Origin of the sequence: Halobacteriovorax sp. (assembly GCF_048381875.1) — a bacterium.
In the GTDB taxonomy this organism is placed as follows: domain Bacteria; phylum Bdellovibrionota; class Bacteriovoracia; order Bacteriovoracales; family Bacteriovoracaceae; genus Halobacteriovorax_A; species Halobacteriovorax_A vibrionivorans.
The window spans coordinates 719,997-734,334 of record NZ_JBLXBP010000002.1 but is presented as its reverse complement, the minus strand read 5'-3'; the positions used below and the strand labels follow the sequence as shown (position 1 = coordinate 734,334).

The window sequence follows — 14,338 nt, the reverse complement described above, 5'->3', positions numbered from 1 at the left end:
TTATTCTATCTGAAAGAGTGAATTATGCAAAAAGAGGAATGGAAAACCAAGATTAAGAGAATAGTTGATGACTGCTCTCAGGAACTGTCAAAAGCTACAGTTATTGGTAAGAAAATGCTTACTGCTTCTCATACTAATGCGGCTCTCAATGAAAAGTATCAAGAACTTGGCCAGCTTGCCGCTAAACATCTTCGGAGTGGAATATTAGAGTGGGAAAATCCAAGAGTTAATGAACTCTTAAAAGAAATTGAAGAGTACGAAAATCAGCTCGATCTTATGGAAAAAGATGTCTCAAAAATTAAATCTAAGAAATAATCTTTCTTACATTGAAGCTTGCTTATTAAGCTCATTTTGTAAGAGTAGATAATTTACAATGGCATCTTCTAGTTGAGGAAGACCTTTGCCTTTTAATGCCGAAATAAAGTGAATTTGCGAAACCCATTTATGTTGCTTAAAGATCTCTGGCTTTAATTTATTAAGCGCCGCTCTTTCTTTTTGAGTTTTTAGCTTATCTAATTTGTTAAATAGTAGAAATGCTTCATGCCCAAAAGGAGCAAGGTAATCTCTAAAGACGAGGTCTGCTTTTTGATTTGGGTGTCTAGCATCTTGCAGATTAAGCATTAGATTCTGATCACCACAATTTCTAAAGAACTCATCCATTAGGTGGGCCCACTGTGCACTCATGTCTTTAGAAACTTTTGCATGTCCATATCCAGGAAGGTCAAAGAGGTAAAATGGAGGTAAGTCCTCAACAGGTTTTCCTTCCTTTTCAAGTTGAAACGAAAAGATATTTACTTGTCGAGTTCGACCAGGAGTTTTTGATGTAACTGCTGTATTTTTTCCAAAAAGAGAATTGATAGTTGAAGACTTTCCTGCATTAGAGCGCCCAATAAAGCTTACTCCAATTGGTTTTTCTTCATTTAACCATTCAACTAATTGATTTGAATCAGTCATTCCGTATCTGAATTTTGTAGTACCTCTGGCAACTTTATATTCCATATCTTTTATCTTCCAATTATTTATAGTGTGCTTAATTTCCAAGGAGTTATATCATGATAGAAGTACCAAAGTTAGATAAGCTTGTAAAAGATACATTTTGCCATTTCGGCCATCATATAGAAATTACACCACTTTTTGGACGAAAGAGGCGTATTGAGCTCAAGAGAACAAGGTATGATCTGGTTTTAAGTGGTCAGGATCTGATTATTTCGGCCACAAGTATCACTTTACCTAAATTAATAAATCCTGATGAAGCTCTTGAAGTTAAATTTCGCATTAGTTTAATTCCAACAAATATTGGGGATATTTACAGTATTTCATGTAATCAAAAGGGAGGAAATCTTATAAAGGTCAATGGTGTTTATACTTCTCATGCATATCTAAGAATTGGAGATGAAGTTATTATAGACCGCAATAAACTTAAGATTAAGGCTCCAATAAATTGCGATTCCTATGATCACTCTCATTTAGAATTAATTAACTCAATTCATCCCAGTCTGAATGTTTTAATTGAAGGTGAAACGGGAACAGGAAAATCATTTCTTGCCAAAAAACTACATGAAGAAAGCCAAGTTAAAGGGGAGTTTGTTCATTTAAATCTAAGTGCCTTTGGAAAAGGAACTCTTGAATCAGAATTATTTGGTCATCGAAAAGGATCTTTTACAGGAGCAGTAAATGATAAGGATGGAGCATTAAAGCGTGCTAATGGAGGAACTCTTTTTTTAGATGAGATTGATTCGATATCAAAAGAGCTGCAAACTAAATTGCTACTCTTTCTCGATGATGGGCTCTATTATCCTGTTGGAGAGAATCAACCACAATATGTGAAAACTCGTCTTATTGTTTCTTCTGGTCAAGATTTATTAAACTTAGTGAATAAGGGAGAGATGCGCAGAGACTTCTATTATCGAATCAGTTCTGAGGAAACTATTTTCTTAAAGCCTCTTCGTAAGAATAAAGACAGGCTACAAGATATTCTAGATTCATATGAGATGAAATTTGGAATTACAATTCATCCTAAATTGAAAAGTTTTTATCATGGATATGAATGGCCAGGTAATATAAGACAAATCAATGCTCATATAAAAAAGAAGAAAATTAAATCAAAGGGAAGTTTACTAACATATTGTGAAATTGATGAAGCACTATTGAAGCTTACTTGTAAAAGTAATCTCGTTTCAGATATCGAAGAAAATCTTCCGAGTTATCGAGAACTTAAATATCAGTATTTTTTAAAGGTTTATAATCGTTGTCATCAAAATGTGAAGGCGACATCAAAGTTATTGAAGGTATCAGATCAGACCGTTCGTTCTGTTCTAGCCATTTAAAATTGAGTGAATGAATACTTCATCGACACGGCCTTCGATCTTTAAGTCTTCTATGAGATGATTAACTTCTCTGCGAATTTTTTCCTTAATAATCTTCTTTCCCTCTGGTTCGAGAGGAAAGTTAGGTACGACGGCCTGGAGAGAAGAGTTTAATCGATCGCGTATCATGATCTCGTTTTCTGGCTTGTAGAAGTAACGAGCGGTGTAGCGATTATTTGTTTTAAGTGAAACATCAATTTGTAAGTTCTTCATTCCATTTCTATTCTTGATATAAATTGGAATATAGACATTTCTTAGAAAGATTCGTTGTTTTTGAATATTGCGAAATCTTGTTCTTCCCCATCTTTCTTTGTCTTCTTTGGATACACTTGCAATTTTTCTAACTTGCTTTGGGGATGTTTTATCAGCAATTTCTTTTACATTTTGATAAACAGAAATTCCTCCAAGTGAAAAGACTGTAAGGGTACAAGTAAGACCTACTGCTTTTGCTGGAGATAGTGCAGCAACTTTTGCGACAATATTCTTTGATACAAATTGCTGTGTGCTTTTATACATTAGGAGAGGAAGTTCTCCCGTTAACTTAAAGCCTTTTAGAGATGCTACTAGTTTCGCCGCAGACTCTTTCTTGGCCATTAGAAAACTGATAATGATGGCAAGCTTTGCCATAAACCAACGTTTTCCATTTTCTTTAAAGAAAAGAGGGATCTTTGCAAAGGTTGCAAAGAATTTACTAATAGAGTTCTTAAATCCAAGATATGCATTTTTGAGACTATTGGGCGTTAACTTTTTAAAGAAGTTAACAAGCTTAATTAAAAGCCCATTGATTAAATTTTCAAGTTTGACCCATTTGTCCATCATATGGAAAATCCCCATTATTCTCTCTAATTCTTATCGGTAGGAAATGAGATTTCCTAAGTATTCCTGAGTAAAACATTTAGCTAGGTAGATTTTTCTGAAATTTAGCTAAATGTGGGCAAATTTTAAGAATTTCATCTATTTTCACCGTAAAGTGCAGAAGATGGGGGAGATAAGTAAGGAGAAATTATGCTTAAAGCATTAACACTACTTTCATTAATAGCAATCGTTTCGTGTGGGCCAATTTCTATGGACCGTCGTTTCTTAAATGAGATGGGAACAGAAGAAGATGATGGATTTGCACTTTTTAGCCCAGGAAAGGCCTTTGATACAGTTGGGGGCGATCCAAGTTATGAACGCTATACTCGTGAAGAGATGATGGAGAGAACTCCCGCAAGTGAAGAAGATTATCCAGAGTGGACCCAGGATCGAAGGCTTAAGCGTGAGCTACAAGGTAAGCTTAATAGCCTAAGGCCAGCTGATCGCGAAGAGTTTTATCGTAAAGAGCGCTACTTTGAAAATGATTCACAAAAGCTCTATTATTTAAGTTTAGGGCGATATGAACAAAAGAAATATGATGAGAATCTATATGCTTACCGCAATCAAAGAAGTTTTAGACATAATAGAAAGACGAGCGCAAAAAGTCGTAATTTAGCTTCAGTTTTTCATTATTCACCAAGAGCACAGGCACATCGTGAAATCGAGATCGGAATGGATAAGAAAGCCGTTATACAGAGATGGGGAAATCCACACCGAGTTGATACGGCCGGTAATCCTAGACTTGGCAATGAGCGTTGGACTTTCTATGAGAATGGGGACAGTAAATATGTCTTCTTTAGTAAAGGCAAGGTTGATGGATGGACTTTAGAGTAATCTAAGAGGCCAATTCAGCAGCAATAGATTTGATATGGACTGCGTTATAAATAAGCTAGTAAATATTGAATATTATTATAAAGCTTGTTGTTGATAAGGTCTTTTAATTAGGTTAAAAAAGTCATTCATTGGGAGAGGAAATGGCCAAAGAAATACATTCAATGACTGGTTTTGGTAAAGGCGAAGCTGGAGATGATAAACTTCAATTAACTGTTGAGATTAAGACAGTTAATCACCGTTTTAAAGACATTAGATTTAAGATGTCCTCACTTTTTAATAGCACTGAATTAGAAATGAGAAATCGCATCGCTAAAAACTTTAAGCGAGGAAGTTTTGATATTAATGTCAATTACAAGAAGCTTGAAACTAAATCACGTTTTGATGATATCGATAAAGAAAAAGTGAACGCATTTGTTAGTTCCATGAAAATTTTGGCCGATGCTAATGATGTTCAACTTGATATCAAACCGACAGATTTCTTAAGAAATGAATTCATGAAAGAAGTGGATGAGTCTTCTATTGAAAAAATGTCGAGCTATGCCTTAGAAGCGCTAGATTTGGCGATTGAAAATTTAAAAGAGTCACGTCGAAGCGAAGGCCAGAAGATGCTGAGTGTAATTGAAAAACACCAACAAGCATATGAAAGTTTTTTTAAGGTAGTCACAGATAAATCTCAAGAATTTCAAGATACAGTAAAAGAAAGATTAGAAAAGAAGTTTGAAGAATACAAAACTTCAATGCCTACAGATGAGCCTCGCTTTATGCAGGAAGTAATCTTCTATCTTGAGAAAATGGATATTCACGAAGAAATTAACCGAATTAATGCCCACCTGACGAAGTTAAATGATATTCTATCTAAAGGTGGAGAAGTTGGACGTCAACTGGACTTCTTAGTTCAAGAGTTGAACCGAGAAACAAATACAACTGGCTCGAAGTCAACGATACAAGAGATCTCTGAAGCCGTTGTTCAAATGAAGGTTCAACTTGAGAAGATTCGTGAACAAGGATTAAACCTCGAGTAATATGATGAATAAAGGAAAGATAATCGTAATTGTTGCTCCATCGGGCTCAGGTAAATCGACGCTTATAAAGAGAATTAAAGCGGAGTTTCTTGATTTACTTGAATCTGTGTCTTTTACAACTCGTAAAGCACGAGAAGGTGAAATAAATGGACAACATTATAATTTCATCTCAGAACAAGAGTTTCTTGATCGTAAAGAAAATGATGAATTTCTAGAATGGGCCAAGGTTCACGGGAATTATTATGGTACTTCAAAGAAGTTTGTTGAAGATGAGATTTCAAAAGGTCACAACTTACTTTTTGATCTTGATATTCAAGGAACTGATTCTTTTAAAGAATACTTTGGAGATCGCGCAAGAGTAATCTTTATTGCTCCTCCTAGCGTTGAAGCTTTAGAAAATAGGCTAAGAGGTAGAGGGACTGAGACAGAGGAGAGTCTTAATATTCGTCTTGAAAATGCGAAGAGAGAATTACTTCGTAAAGATGACTATGACTATCTTGTCGTAAATGACGAATTAGAAAAAGCATATTTAGACTTAAAAGATATTTTTGAAGGAATCCTTAGATAAATGTACCAGCAACTTGATTTCACTCACGAGCGTGAATTAAATATTGATGAACTTTGTCGACGTGTCGAAGCCTATTATCCCGATGCGAACTTTACTCTATTGAGAAAAGCGTATCTCTTTGCTGAAAAATCACATGAAGGGCAAATGCGAAGCTCTGGTGAAAAGTATATTATTCACCCATTAAATGTAGCAGCGACTTTAGTTAAGTTACACATGGATTTGGATACTATCATTGCAGGTCTTTTACACGATGTTGTAGAGGATTGTAATGTAACACCAGAAGAGATTGAAAAAGAGTTTACGACAGAGATTGCACAAATTGTTGTTGGCCTGACAAAGATTTCAAAAATGAAATTTAAGTCAAAGGAACAATCTCAAGCAGAAAACTTTCGTAAGATGGTTGTAGCAATGGCCCAGGACTTAAGGGTTATTATTGTTAAGCTTGCAGATAGAATGCACAATATGAAAACACTTCAATATGTGCGTGAAGAAAAGCAAAAAAGAATAGCTGAAGAAACTCTGGATATTTATGTTCCATTAGCTTCAAGACTCGGTATTAACTCAGTTAAGATTGAACTTGAAGATATCTGTCTTCGCTATTTACATCCAGATGTATATTATCGCTTAGCTGAAAAAGTTGCGATGAAGAAGTCTGAACGTGAAAATTATATTGGTGAAACGATAGGTGTTGTTACAGAAAAGCTATTTGAGTATTCTGTAAGGGCCGATATTACAGGACGCTCAAAGCACTTTTATTCAATTTATAAGAAGATGGTTTCTCGTGGTGTCGACTTTGAACAAATCCACGATATCCTTGCTTTTAGAATTATCGTAAATAATATCACTGAATGTTATAAGGCCCTTGGGATTATTCACTCGGCCTTTACTCCAATTCCTGGTCGTTTTAAAGATTATATCGCTATTCCAAAAGTGAATAACTATCAGTCACTTCACACGACAGTTGTCGGGCCTAAGGCTGAGAGAATTGAAATTCAAATTCGTACCCAGGAAATGCACGAAGTTGCTGAACGAGGGATTGCGGCCCACTGGAAGTACAAAGAGGGTGTCTCATCAGGTAAAACTAAGCTTGATTGGGTACAAGAACTTCTTGAGTATAATAAAGATACAGATAATAGTTCTGAATTCATGTCACATGTTAAAAACGACTTAGATGTCGGTGGAGTCTTTGTCTTTACTCCAAATGGTGATGTTTTTGAACTTCAAGACAATGCAACTCCACTAGATTTTGCTTATCGTGTACACACTGATATCGGAAATCGCTGTGTTGGTGCAAAAGTAAACGGAAGAATGGTTCCTCTAAAATATTCTCTAAGGTCTGGGGATACAATTGAGATTCTAACTTCTAAGACTCAAACACCAAATAAAGACTGGCTTAATATTGTAAGATCATCAAAGGCTAAGGCCAAGATCAAATCTTATCTTTTAAAAGCTGAACGTGAAAGAAATATTGAAGTTGGTAAAGAAACTTTAGATAAAGCATTTAAAGTTCTAGGAACAAGCTTAAAAGCGGTTCTTAAAAGAAATGAATTAGATAATGCAAAAGAGAAGCTTTCTAATATAAAAACTTTCAGTGAAATCTACAATAACGTTGGAGCAGGTAAGCTTCACGTTGATAAGGTTATTGAATGTATTCCTGGCCTAAAAGATGATCACGATAAAGACGAAACAAAGAAAAAAGAGATTGATACTCTTTCTACGACAATTTCTAAAACGGCAAAGAGACGTGCCCATAAAGATAATGCGGTTATCGTTGATGGCCTTGATGATTTAATGGTTAGAATGGCCCGTTGTTGTAATCCAATTCCAGGTGATCCAATTATTGGTTATATCACTAGAGGACGAGGGATTACAATTCACCGCTCAGATTGTACACGTTATGATGTTGGTGATGTTGGAAGACAAATAGCTGTAGAATGGAATGAGAATTTCAGCTTTAAGCATCCTGTAAATATCAGAGTTCTAACACATGATCGCCCAGGTATTCTTTCGATGATCTCAAAAGAGCTTGGTAACTTAGGGGTTAATATTCGCTCTGCTGTTGCAAGGTCAACGCAAGATAGAAAGGGAAGTTTAGTTTTTGAAATTGAAGTAAAAGATTATTCTGAACTTTTAAAGACCATCTCGGGTCTTGAGGCCTTAGATGCCGTAATTTCTGTTACTAGAGGATAGCGAAATTGACTGGCCAAAGCCAGTCTATAGTTCGCTATGCTAGCTCCCATCGCAATAAAATGAAATTTATATTCAACAAGCCGGGTTCAAGCCCGGCTTTGTTGTTTCAGGAGCAATGGGAAAGCCCCTCTCATTTAATTAATTTTTAAAATATCCAATTAGCGTTTCAACACCTTGACCAGATCCACCTTGTTGAACAAGTGATGGCCTAAATCCTGATGTCCAACCGAAGATATCAAAGTGTGCCCACTTTGTATCACCAATGAACTTTTCTAAGAAAAGAGCAGCACCAATTGAGCCACCTTTAACCTTAGACATATTATTCATATCTGCAAAATTCGATTTGAATCCTTTATAATATGGGCGGTAAAGAGGCATACGCCACGAAAGGTCACCATTTGCTTGTGATGCTCTTAAAAGCTTATCAGCGAGTTCATCATCATTTGCAAACATGCTTGTAACAAAATCACCCATTGAAACTTTTGCTGCACCTGTAAGAGTCGCGAAGTCGATAAGTACTTCAGGTTTTTCTTTTTGAGTGATTGCAATATCCATGGCATCTGCAAGAGCTAGTCTTCCTTCTGCATCAGTGTTTCCAATTTCAACTTTAAGTCCATTACGAGAAGTGTAGATATCTCCTGGACGTGAAGCGTGCTCATTTATTGCATTTTCTGCAAGAGCTAGATAGATATCAACTTTCTTTTTAACTCCTGAATTCTCAAGCCATGTAGCAAAACCCATAACTGTTGCTGATCCACCCATGTCTTTTTTCATAACACCCATACCTGCGCCACTTTTAACATTAAGTCCACCACTATCAAAAGTGATACCTTTTCCAACGATTGCAGTAGGTTTTCCCTTTGCTCCTGTTGGCCTATATTTTAAATGAACAATTCTTGGAGGATTTGCAGCAGCTTGTCCAACACTTAGGATTAGACCGCACTTTTCTTTTTCTAGCTTCTTTTCATCGTAGACAACGACTTTCATTGTTGAAGACTTTGCAAAGTGTTTCTTTACAGCATTTGTATAAGTTACTGGGTTAAGTAAGTTTGCTGGAAGGTTTACTAGGTGTCTTGCTGTATTAATTGACTGAGCAATGGCCAGTGCTTTATCAGCAATTGATTTTTTAACTTTCTTCCCATCATCTAGGAATGTAATTGAACCATGACTTAACTCTTCGTTGTAACGATATAGTGCAAGTTCTAAACCAACGATTGCACCAGTTACCATTTCTTCATCTAGTCCAAAGAAATTGATTTCAACTTTCTTAGAGCGCTCTTTCTTAATGCTTCCAACAAGAGAGCCTAGGGCCTCTCTGGCAATAGAGTAATTGCTGTCAGCAATGAGGTTATAGTGTTGATCTTCTTGGCTTTGAGTGTCGATAACCTTAAAGATAATTGGTCCTTCACTACCAAGGATACTAACTTCTTTCTCATCTCCAATTCTCTCAATAATCCATTCTGGAATACTTTCTGAATGAGTAATTTTACTGTCTTTAAGAGCTTCAGTAGTTAGAAGATAAACTTTTGTTACTGTTGAACGTAGGTTTTTTGCGGCACTTTTCTTAGTTGCCATAATTGATGGAACGATATTCATTATTCCTCCCTTTGTATTTTTTAATCTTTACTTGCAAGAGCTAAGTAAGTAAGTGTTCTGAAGTATTTAAATACTTCTTTGTAGATGATTTTTAGACTTCTAAAAGATGCGAGATCAGACTTGACCCCCCAGTAATAGAATTGGTAATTATCAGTTTCTCTTCTTCTGTAGTTTAGAATCGATTTGATTCTAAGGATGTGATAATCGTGAGAAACGATTAAAACAGTTTCAATATTACTCTTCTTACGTAAGGCCTGTAGTGTCTCAAGAACGTTTTCCAGGGTATTTCTTGCATTATAATCAATATCAAGAAAGTCATGATTAATTTCATCTGTTATATCATGAGTTCTAACTAGGATATTTACATTATTATTTGTGTGAACACCTGAGATCAAAATATTTTCTTGATTGTATTCTTTAGCTAGTTTTATGGCCTCTTGAATTCGTCCGCGATCACCAGTGAAGACGGCGATAAGGTCAGGCCTTTTTTTAAAGAAAGTCTCTTTCGTTTTTACGTTTTCGTTTTGTGAGTAGAGTATGAGGATATAAGAAAGAAGAGAGTATCCGAGGAAAACAAATAAGACTTTGAAGAAAAGGCTAGTTGCCTTTCTCCAAAATCTTGTTTCTGTGGTCTCGAATACATACTTCTTATCAAACATATATTAAACTAGTTTTTTGCAGCAATAACTTCAATTTCAACAACTGCATCCTTTGGAAGAGCTGCTGCTTGTACACAGCTTCTTGCTGGATACGGCGCTGTAAAATACTTTTCATAAGCAGCATTTACTTCACCGAAGTTTGCAAGATCTGTAACGAAGATTGTCGTTTTAATAATATTTTCTCTTGTAAGCTCTTGAGACTCTAAAAGGCCGTCTATATTTTTCATGATTTGATCAAGCTGTGGAACAAATCCTTCTTTAAGAATTCCGTCAGCTGGATCAATTCCAATTTGTCCTGAAAAGTAGAAAACGCCATTGAATTCGACACCCTGTGAGTAAGTACCTACTGCACTTGGTGCTTTATCTGTTGAGATTATATTCTTTTTAAAACTCATATTAGATCCTTTTATTAGTGTTTCGGTTCTTCAAGTGCTCTTAGAGCTGTTAAGCGACAAGAGTCAACAATTTCTTTAATCGAAGCAGTTCTTTGAATGATATTAACTGTTTGATTCATTGGAGCAAGAATTGGCCCAATTGCTGAAGCTTCACTTAATTGTGCAAGTAACTTATATGAAATATTTGCTGAGTTAAGTTCTGGGAAGATTAGGATATCTGCAGAACCACCAAGCTTACTGAAATCAAATAGGTGATTCATAATATTTTCATTAACTGCAACGTCGGCCTGCATTTCCCCTTCAATAATTAATTCAGGGTACTTCTCTTTTGCCATCTTCGTTGCGTTTTTCATTTTTCTTGCATCAGGAAGTTTTGAGTCACCAAAGTTAGAGTAACTTAAGAATGCAATTCTTGGCTCTCTTCTCATTAAAGACTTGTATAAGTGCTGAGTCGACTTTGCAATCTCCACAAGATCTTCTGCTGAAGGATCAGGTTGAACTGTAGTGTCTGCTAGGAATAGAACACGGTCTTTAAATACTAGAATAAAGACACCGGCTGCTTTCTTTCCTGGCTGTGCACCGATTACGCTTAAAGCAGGCTTTAGACAGTCACTATAGTTAAGACTTGGACCAGCAATAAATGTATCTGCTAGACCTTTTTTAACCATCATTGATCCATAGTAATTCTCTTGGATCATTAAGTCTTCAGCTGCATTTAGAGAGACACCTTCTCTTTGTTTCATTTCACAATATTCAGTGTAGAACTCTTTGAAATTTGGAGCTTTACGTGGGCGAATAATTTCGATGCTATCATCAAGAACATCATCAAGGTTGAGTGATTTAATCTTAGCTCTAATATCATCTGGGTGACCAAGAAGGATTGGTTGAATTGCATCACCTTCTGCTAGTGTTTTAGCAACATGAAGAATTCTCGTATTAACACCTTCTGCAAATACCATCTTAATTTTCTTTCCATCACGAGCTTTAATTTGTGAAGCAAGACGATCACGAACAGTTTTCATAAATGCACCAGATGCCGATAGACGACTTGCTAGGTGCTCTGAATACTCTTGAAGATCTGTAATATTTGTTCTTGCAACACCTGTATCCATTGCTGCTTTTGCAACTGCTGGTGCAAGCTTTGTGAGAACTCTTGTGTCAAATGGTTTTGGAATGATGTAATTTCTTCCATATTTAAAGTCTTCACCTTGATAAGCTAATTTAACTTCATCAGGAACTTCTTCTTTTGCAAGATTTGCTAGAGCATAGACAGCAGCTAGTTTCATCTCTTCATTAATTTTCTTAGCGCGAACATCAAGGGCCCCTCTAAAGATTGAAGGGAAACCTAGAACATTATTAACTTGGTTAGGGAAGTCTGAGCGTCCCGTTGCCATAATAGCGTCATCGCGAACTTCTTCAACTTCACTTGGAAGAATTTCTGGGTCTGGATTGGCCATTGCAAAGATAATTGGATTAGAGGCCATTGTTTTAACCATGTCTTTTGTTAAAACACCTTTTGCTGAACAACCAATAAATACATCAGCATTATTCATGGCATCGCCAAGCGTTCTTGCATCGGTATCAATTGCGTACTTTTCTTTGTATTCGTTCATTCCGTCTTTACGGCCCTTGTAGATAACACCGCGAGAGTCTGTCATCATCAAGTTTTCGTTTTTTACACCAAGAGCGAAGAAGATATTTGCACATGCCATTGAAGCGGCACCTGCACCAGAGAAGACAACTTTTACATCTTCGATTTTCTTTCCAGATAATTCAAGGGCATTGATGAAACCAGCTGCTGCAATAATTGCAGTCCCGTGTTGGTCATCATGGAATACTGGAATATCCATTTTTTCTATTAGTTGTTTTTCAATTTCAAAACACTCTGGAGCTTTGATGTCTTCTAGGTTGATCCCACCAAAAGTTGGTTCAAGTGATTTTACAACGTTTACCATTCCTTCAACAGAAGTCTCATCTACTTCAATGTCGAATACATCGATGTCGGCAAAACGCTTGAATAGAATACCTTTACCTTCCATTACTGGCTTACCTGCTGCAGGTCCAATATTTCCAAGACCTAAAACCGCTGAACCATTTGATACAACAGCAACAAGGTTTCCTTTTGCAGTGTACTTGTAAACATCATCTGGGTTTTTTGCAATTTCTAGACATGGATGAGCAACACCTGGTGAGTATGCTTTAGTTAGATCCGAAGCAGTTAAACATGGCTTCGTTGAAATAACTTCAATTTTACCTGGTTTACCCATTGAGTGATAATCAAGGGCCTTTTGAATTTTTTGCGCGTCCACTTGCGCCTTATCAGTTTTTGTTTCCGACATATGTATTCCTTTGACTTAAAATCATACTTAAAAGCATATAAAATTAAGTCCCTAGGATACAATTTTGACAGTTATCCGACCAGTTTTTTATCCCTAATTAGGTGGTAAGAAATCAGTGTTAGACTAGTTGCAAAAATACCCATATACAGCTCATCTATATTTTGGTAGAAGCCAGTTTTTGGTATATGTCGCCACGTTGCAGTAGTGATGACTCCCGCTATACATGCCGTCACAAATTGGTTGTCGGAGATTTTCTTTGGAAATAGGTGTCCAAACATGACTGGAAGCAGTAGACACGAGGCAGAAAAAGAGCCTAATGTTTTCCAAACAGATTTTATATTTCCTTGAAAATAAACGGACATAATTACTGTTAATACGCCAACAAAAATAACACCAAAATGGTGAATCCAAACCCGACCGCGAAGTTTTTTTGGCGCTAGATCGTAAGCTAAATTTGTACCTGCTATAAATAGATATGAGTCCAGAGTTGATAGAATTGTTGCAATAATTCCTGCAAGTAAAAAACCTTTAAGTCCGTGAGGAAGAATTTGTACGGCATAAGTTAAGTATGCTTGTGAGCTTTCTGTATTTGGAATGACGGCCTTGGCATACATTGCACCGAATGTTGTACAAATATCAAAGCAAAACCAAATAGCAGTTGAGATAAGTATACCTTTTTTAGAAACCTTTCCATTAACAGCAGAAAAACATCTTTGATAAAAGTTTGGATCAACTAAAGTTGAAAGAGCAATGAATCCCCAGACAAATGTCGTTGCAAGTGAGTTCTTACCGGTTAAGCTCCAGTAGCTTTCAGGGAGATTGGCCTTCAAAAAGCTTATTCCACCAAATTCAAATATTGAAAAAACGAGAACAAGTAAGACTGCTGCACACATTACAAAGAACTGAATTAAGTCTGAGTAAACAACGGAGCGAAGTCCTCCCCACATTGAATAGAGAACAACAAAGCTTACGCCTATTGCTGTATTGGCAAATAAGCTGCCTCCAAAGAGTAGCTGAATAAAAATCCCTAAACTAATTGCATATGCAATAGGAATAACATTGAAGAAGTTAAAGATTGCTGTGATCTTTGCAGACTTTGGCCCAAACATTTTTCCTACCAGGTCTGGAAGTGTTACGGCACGATATGGTTCAATTTTATGAATAAGAAATAGAGCGAAGATAATATAGGCGACATACCAAAACACCCCTTGAGTAACAAAGTTGTAAATCCCCTGATTAAAGGCGATTTCAGTAACCCCAAAAATCCCTCCGTACCAAGTTGCTACTAAAGTTGCGATAAAAAGAGGAAGTGTTAATCGTCTTCCCATAATTAAGAGGTCGAGAAAAGTTTCCTTTTCATTTGTTTTATTCATACGGTACTGACCGTAGATTACACTTGCTATTGTAATTCCAAGTATTGAAAAAAAGATAAATAAATCTAAAGTAGAGAGGCTCTCTAAGAGATTAATTTTATTTTGCATATAGGCTCCGCTTATGGAAGTATGATATAATAT

The 14,338-nt window shown here is 36.3% G+C and carries 13 protein-coding genes; 6 read left to right on the top strand and 7 right to left on the bottom strand.

The window, feature by feature from the left end; genetic code table 11:
* Nucleotides 1-24: 24 nt before the first annotated feature.
* Complete coding sequence (locus tag ACN5L8_RS07850) at nucleotides 25-315, top strand: hypothetical protein (protein WP_115362037.1); 291 nt, start codon at nucleotides 25-27, stop codon at nucleotides 313-315.
* Nucleotides 316-321: 6 nt separating this feature from the next.
* Here the strand turns inward: ACN5L8_RS07850 and yihA are convergent, their stop codons facing one another.
* Nucleotides 322-999 carry a ribosome biogenesis GTP-binding protein YihA/YsxC gene (gene yihA / locus ACN5L8_RS07845; RefSeq protein ID WP_334678767.1) on the bottom strand — a complete coding sequence of 226 codons (678 nt, stop codon included), beginning with the start codon at nucleotides 997-999 and terminating at the stop codon, nucleotides 322-324.
* Between the two features lie 53 nt (nucleotides 1,000-1,052).
* On the opposite strand from yihA, the gene ACN5L8_RS07840 reads away from it, so the two are divergent.
* On the top strand, nucleotides 1,053-2,327 hold the full coding sequence (locus ACN5L8_RS07840; RefSeq protein WP_419172768.1) for a sigma-54-dependent transcriptional regulator: 1,275 nt from the start codon (nucleotides 1,053-1,055) through the stop codon (nucleotides 2,325-2,327).
* Here the strand turns inward: ACN5L8_RS07840 and ACN5L8_RS07835 are convergent.
* On the bottom strand, nucleotides 2,316-3,185 hold the full coding sequence (locus tag ACN5L8_RS07835) for a flagellar basal body-associated FliL family protein (RefSeq protein ID WP_419172767.1): 870 nt from the start codon (nucleotides 3,183-3,185) through the stop codon (nucleotides 2,316-2,318). The two genes, ACN5L8_RS07840 and ACN5L8_RS07835, sit on opposite strands and share 12 nt — an antisense overlap.
* 186 nt (nucleotides 3,186-3,371) lie before the next feature.
* On the opposite strand from ACN5L8_RS07835, the gene ACN5L8_RS07830 reads away from it, so the two are divergent.
* From ACN5L8_RS07830 to ACN5L8_RS07815, 4 genes are all read left to right on the top strand, one after another.
* Nucleotides 3,372-4,055, top strand: coding sequence for a hypothetical protein (locus tag ACN5L8_RS07830; RefSeq protein ID WP_334678770.1), 684 nt, complete (start codon nucleotides 3,372-3,374; stop codon nucleotides 4,053-4,055).
* A 140-nt stretch (nucleotides 4,056-4,195) separates the two neighbouring features.
* Nucleotides 4,196-5,077 carry a YicC/YloC family endoribonuclease gene (locus ACN5L8_RS07825; RefSeq protein ID WP_115362027.1) on the top strand — a complete coding sequence of 294 codons (882 nt, stop codon included), beginning with the start codon at nucleotides 4,196-4,198 and terminating at the stop codon, nucleotides 5,075-5,077.
* Nucleotide 5,078: 1 nt separating this feature from the next.
* Nucleotides 5,079-5,645, top strand: a complete 567-nt coding sequence (gene gmk / locus ACN5L8_RS07820; protein WP_115362025.1) for a guanylate kinase — start codon at nucleotides 5,079-5,081, stop codon at nucleotides 5,643-5,645.
* A complete protein-coding gene (locus ACN5L8_RS07815; protein WP_115362023.1) occupies nucleotides 5,646-7,835 on the top strand; it encodes a RelA/SpoT family protein in 2,190 nt (729 codons plus the stop codon).
* 138 nt (nucleotides 7,836-7,973) lie between these two features.
* On the opposite strand, the gene ACN5L8_RS07810 is transcribed toward ACN5L8_RS07815, so the two are convergent.
* The 5 genes from ACN5L8_RS07810 to ACN5L8_RS07790 all read right to left on the bottom strand — a co-directional run bounded on the left by ACN5L8_RS07810 (nucleotide 7,974) and on the right by ACN5L8_RS07790 (nucleotide 14,305).
* Nucleotides 7,974-9,431: a leucyl aminopeptidase family protein gene (locus tag ACN5L8_RS07810; protein WP_419172766.1), complete on the bottom strand. Its 1,458-nt coding sequence runs from the start codon at nucleotides 9,429-9,431 to the stop codon at nucleotides 7,974-7,976.
* A 20-nt stretch (nucleotides 9,432-9,451) separates the two neighbouring features.
* Nucleotides 9,452-10,090, bottom strand: coding sequence for a YdcF family protein (locus ACN5L8_RS07805; RefSeq protein WP_115362019.1), 639 nt, complete (start codon nucleotides 10,088-10,090; stop codon nucleotides 9,452-9,454).
* 8 nt (nucleotides 10,091-10,098) lie between these two features.
* On the bottom strand, nucleotides 10,099-10,485 hold the full coding sequence (locus ACN5L8_RS07800) for a Rid family detoxifying hydrolase (RefSeq protein ID WP_419172765.1): 387 nt from the start codon (nucleotides 10,483-10,485) through the stop codon (nucleotides 10,099-10,101).
* Between the two features lie 14 nt (nucleotides 10,486-10,499).
* Nucleotides 10,500-12,824 carry an NADP-dependent malic enzyme gene (locus tag ACN5L8_RS07795; protein ID WP_419172764.1) on the bottom strand — a complete coding sequence of 775 codons (2,325 nt, stop codon included), beginning with the start codon at nucleotides 12,822-12,824 and terminating at the stop codon, nucleotides 10,500-10,502.
* 71 nt (nucleotides 12,825-12,895) lie between these two features.
* Entirely contained in the window at nucleotides 12,896-14,305 is a 1,410-nt protein-coding gene (locus tag ACN5L8_RS07790) for a sodium:solute symporter family protein (RefSeq protein WP_419172763.1), read from the bottom strand.
* Between the last annotated feature and the right edge of the window lie 33 nt (nucleotides 14,306-14,338).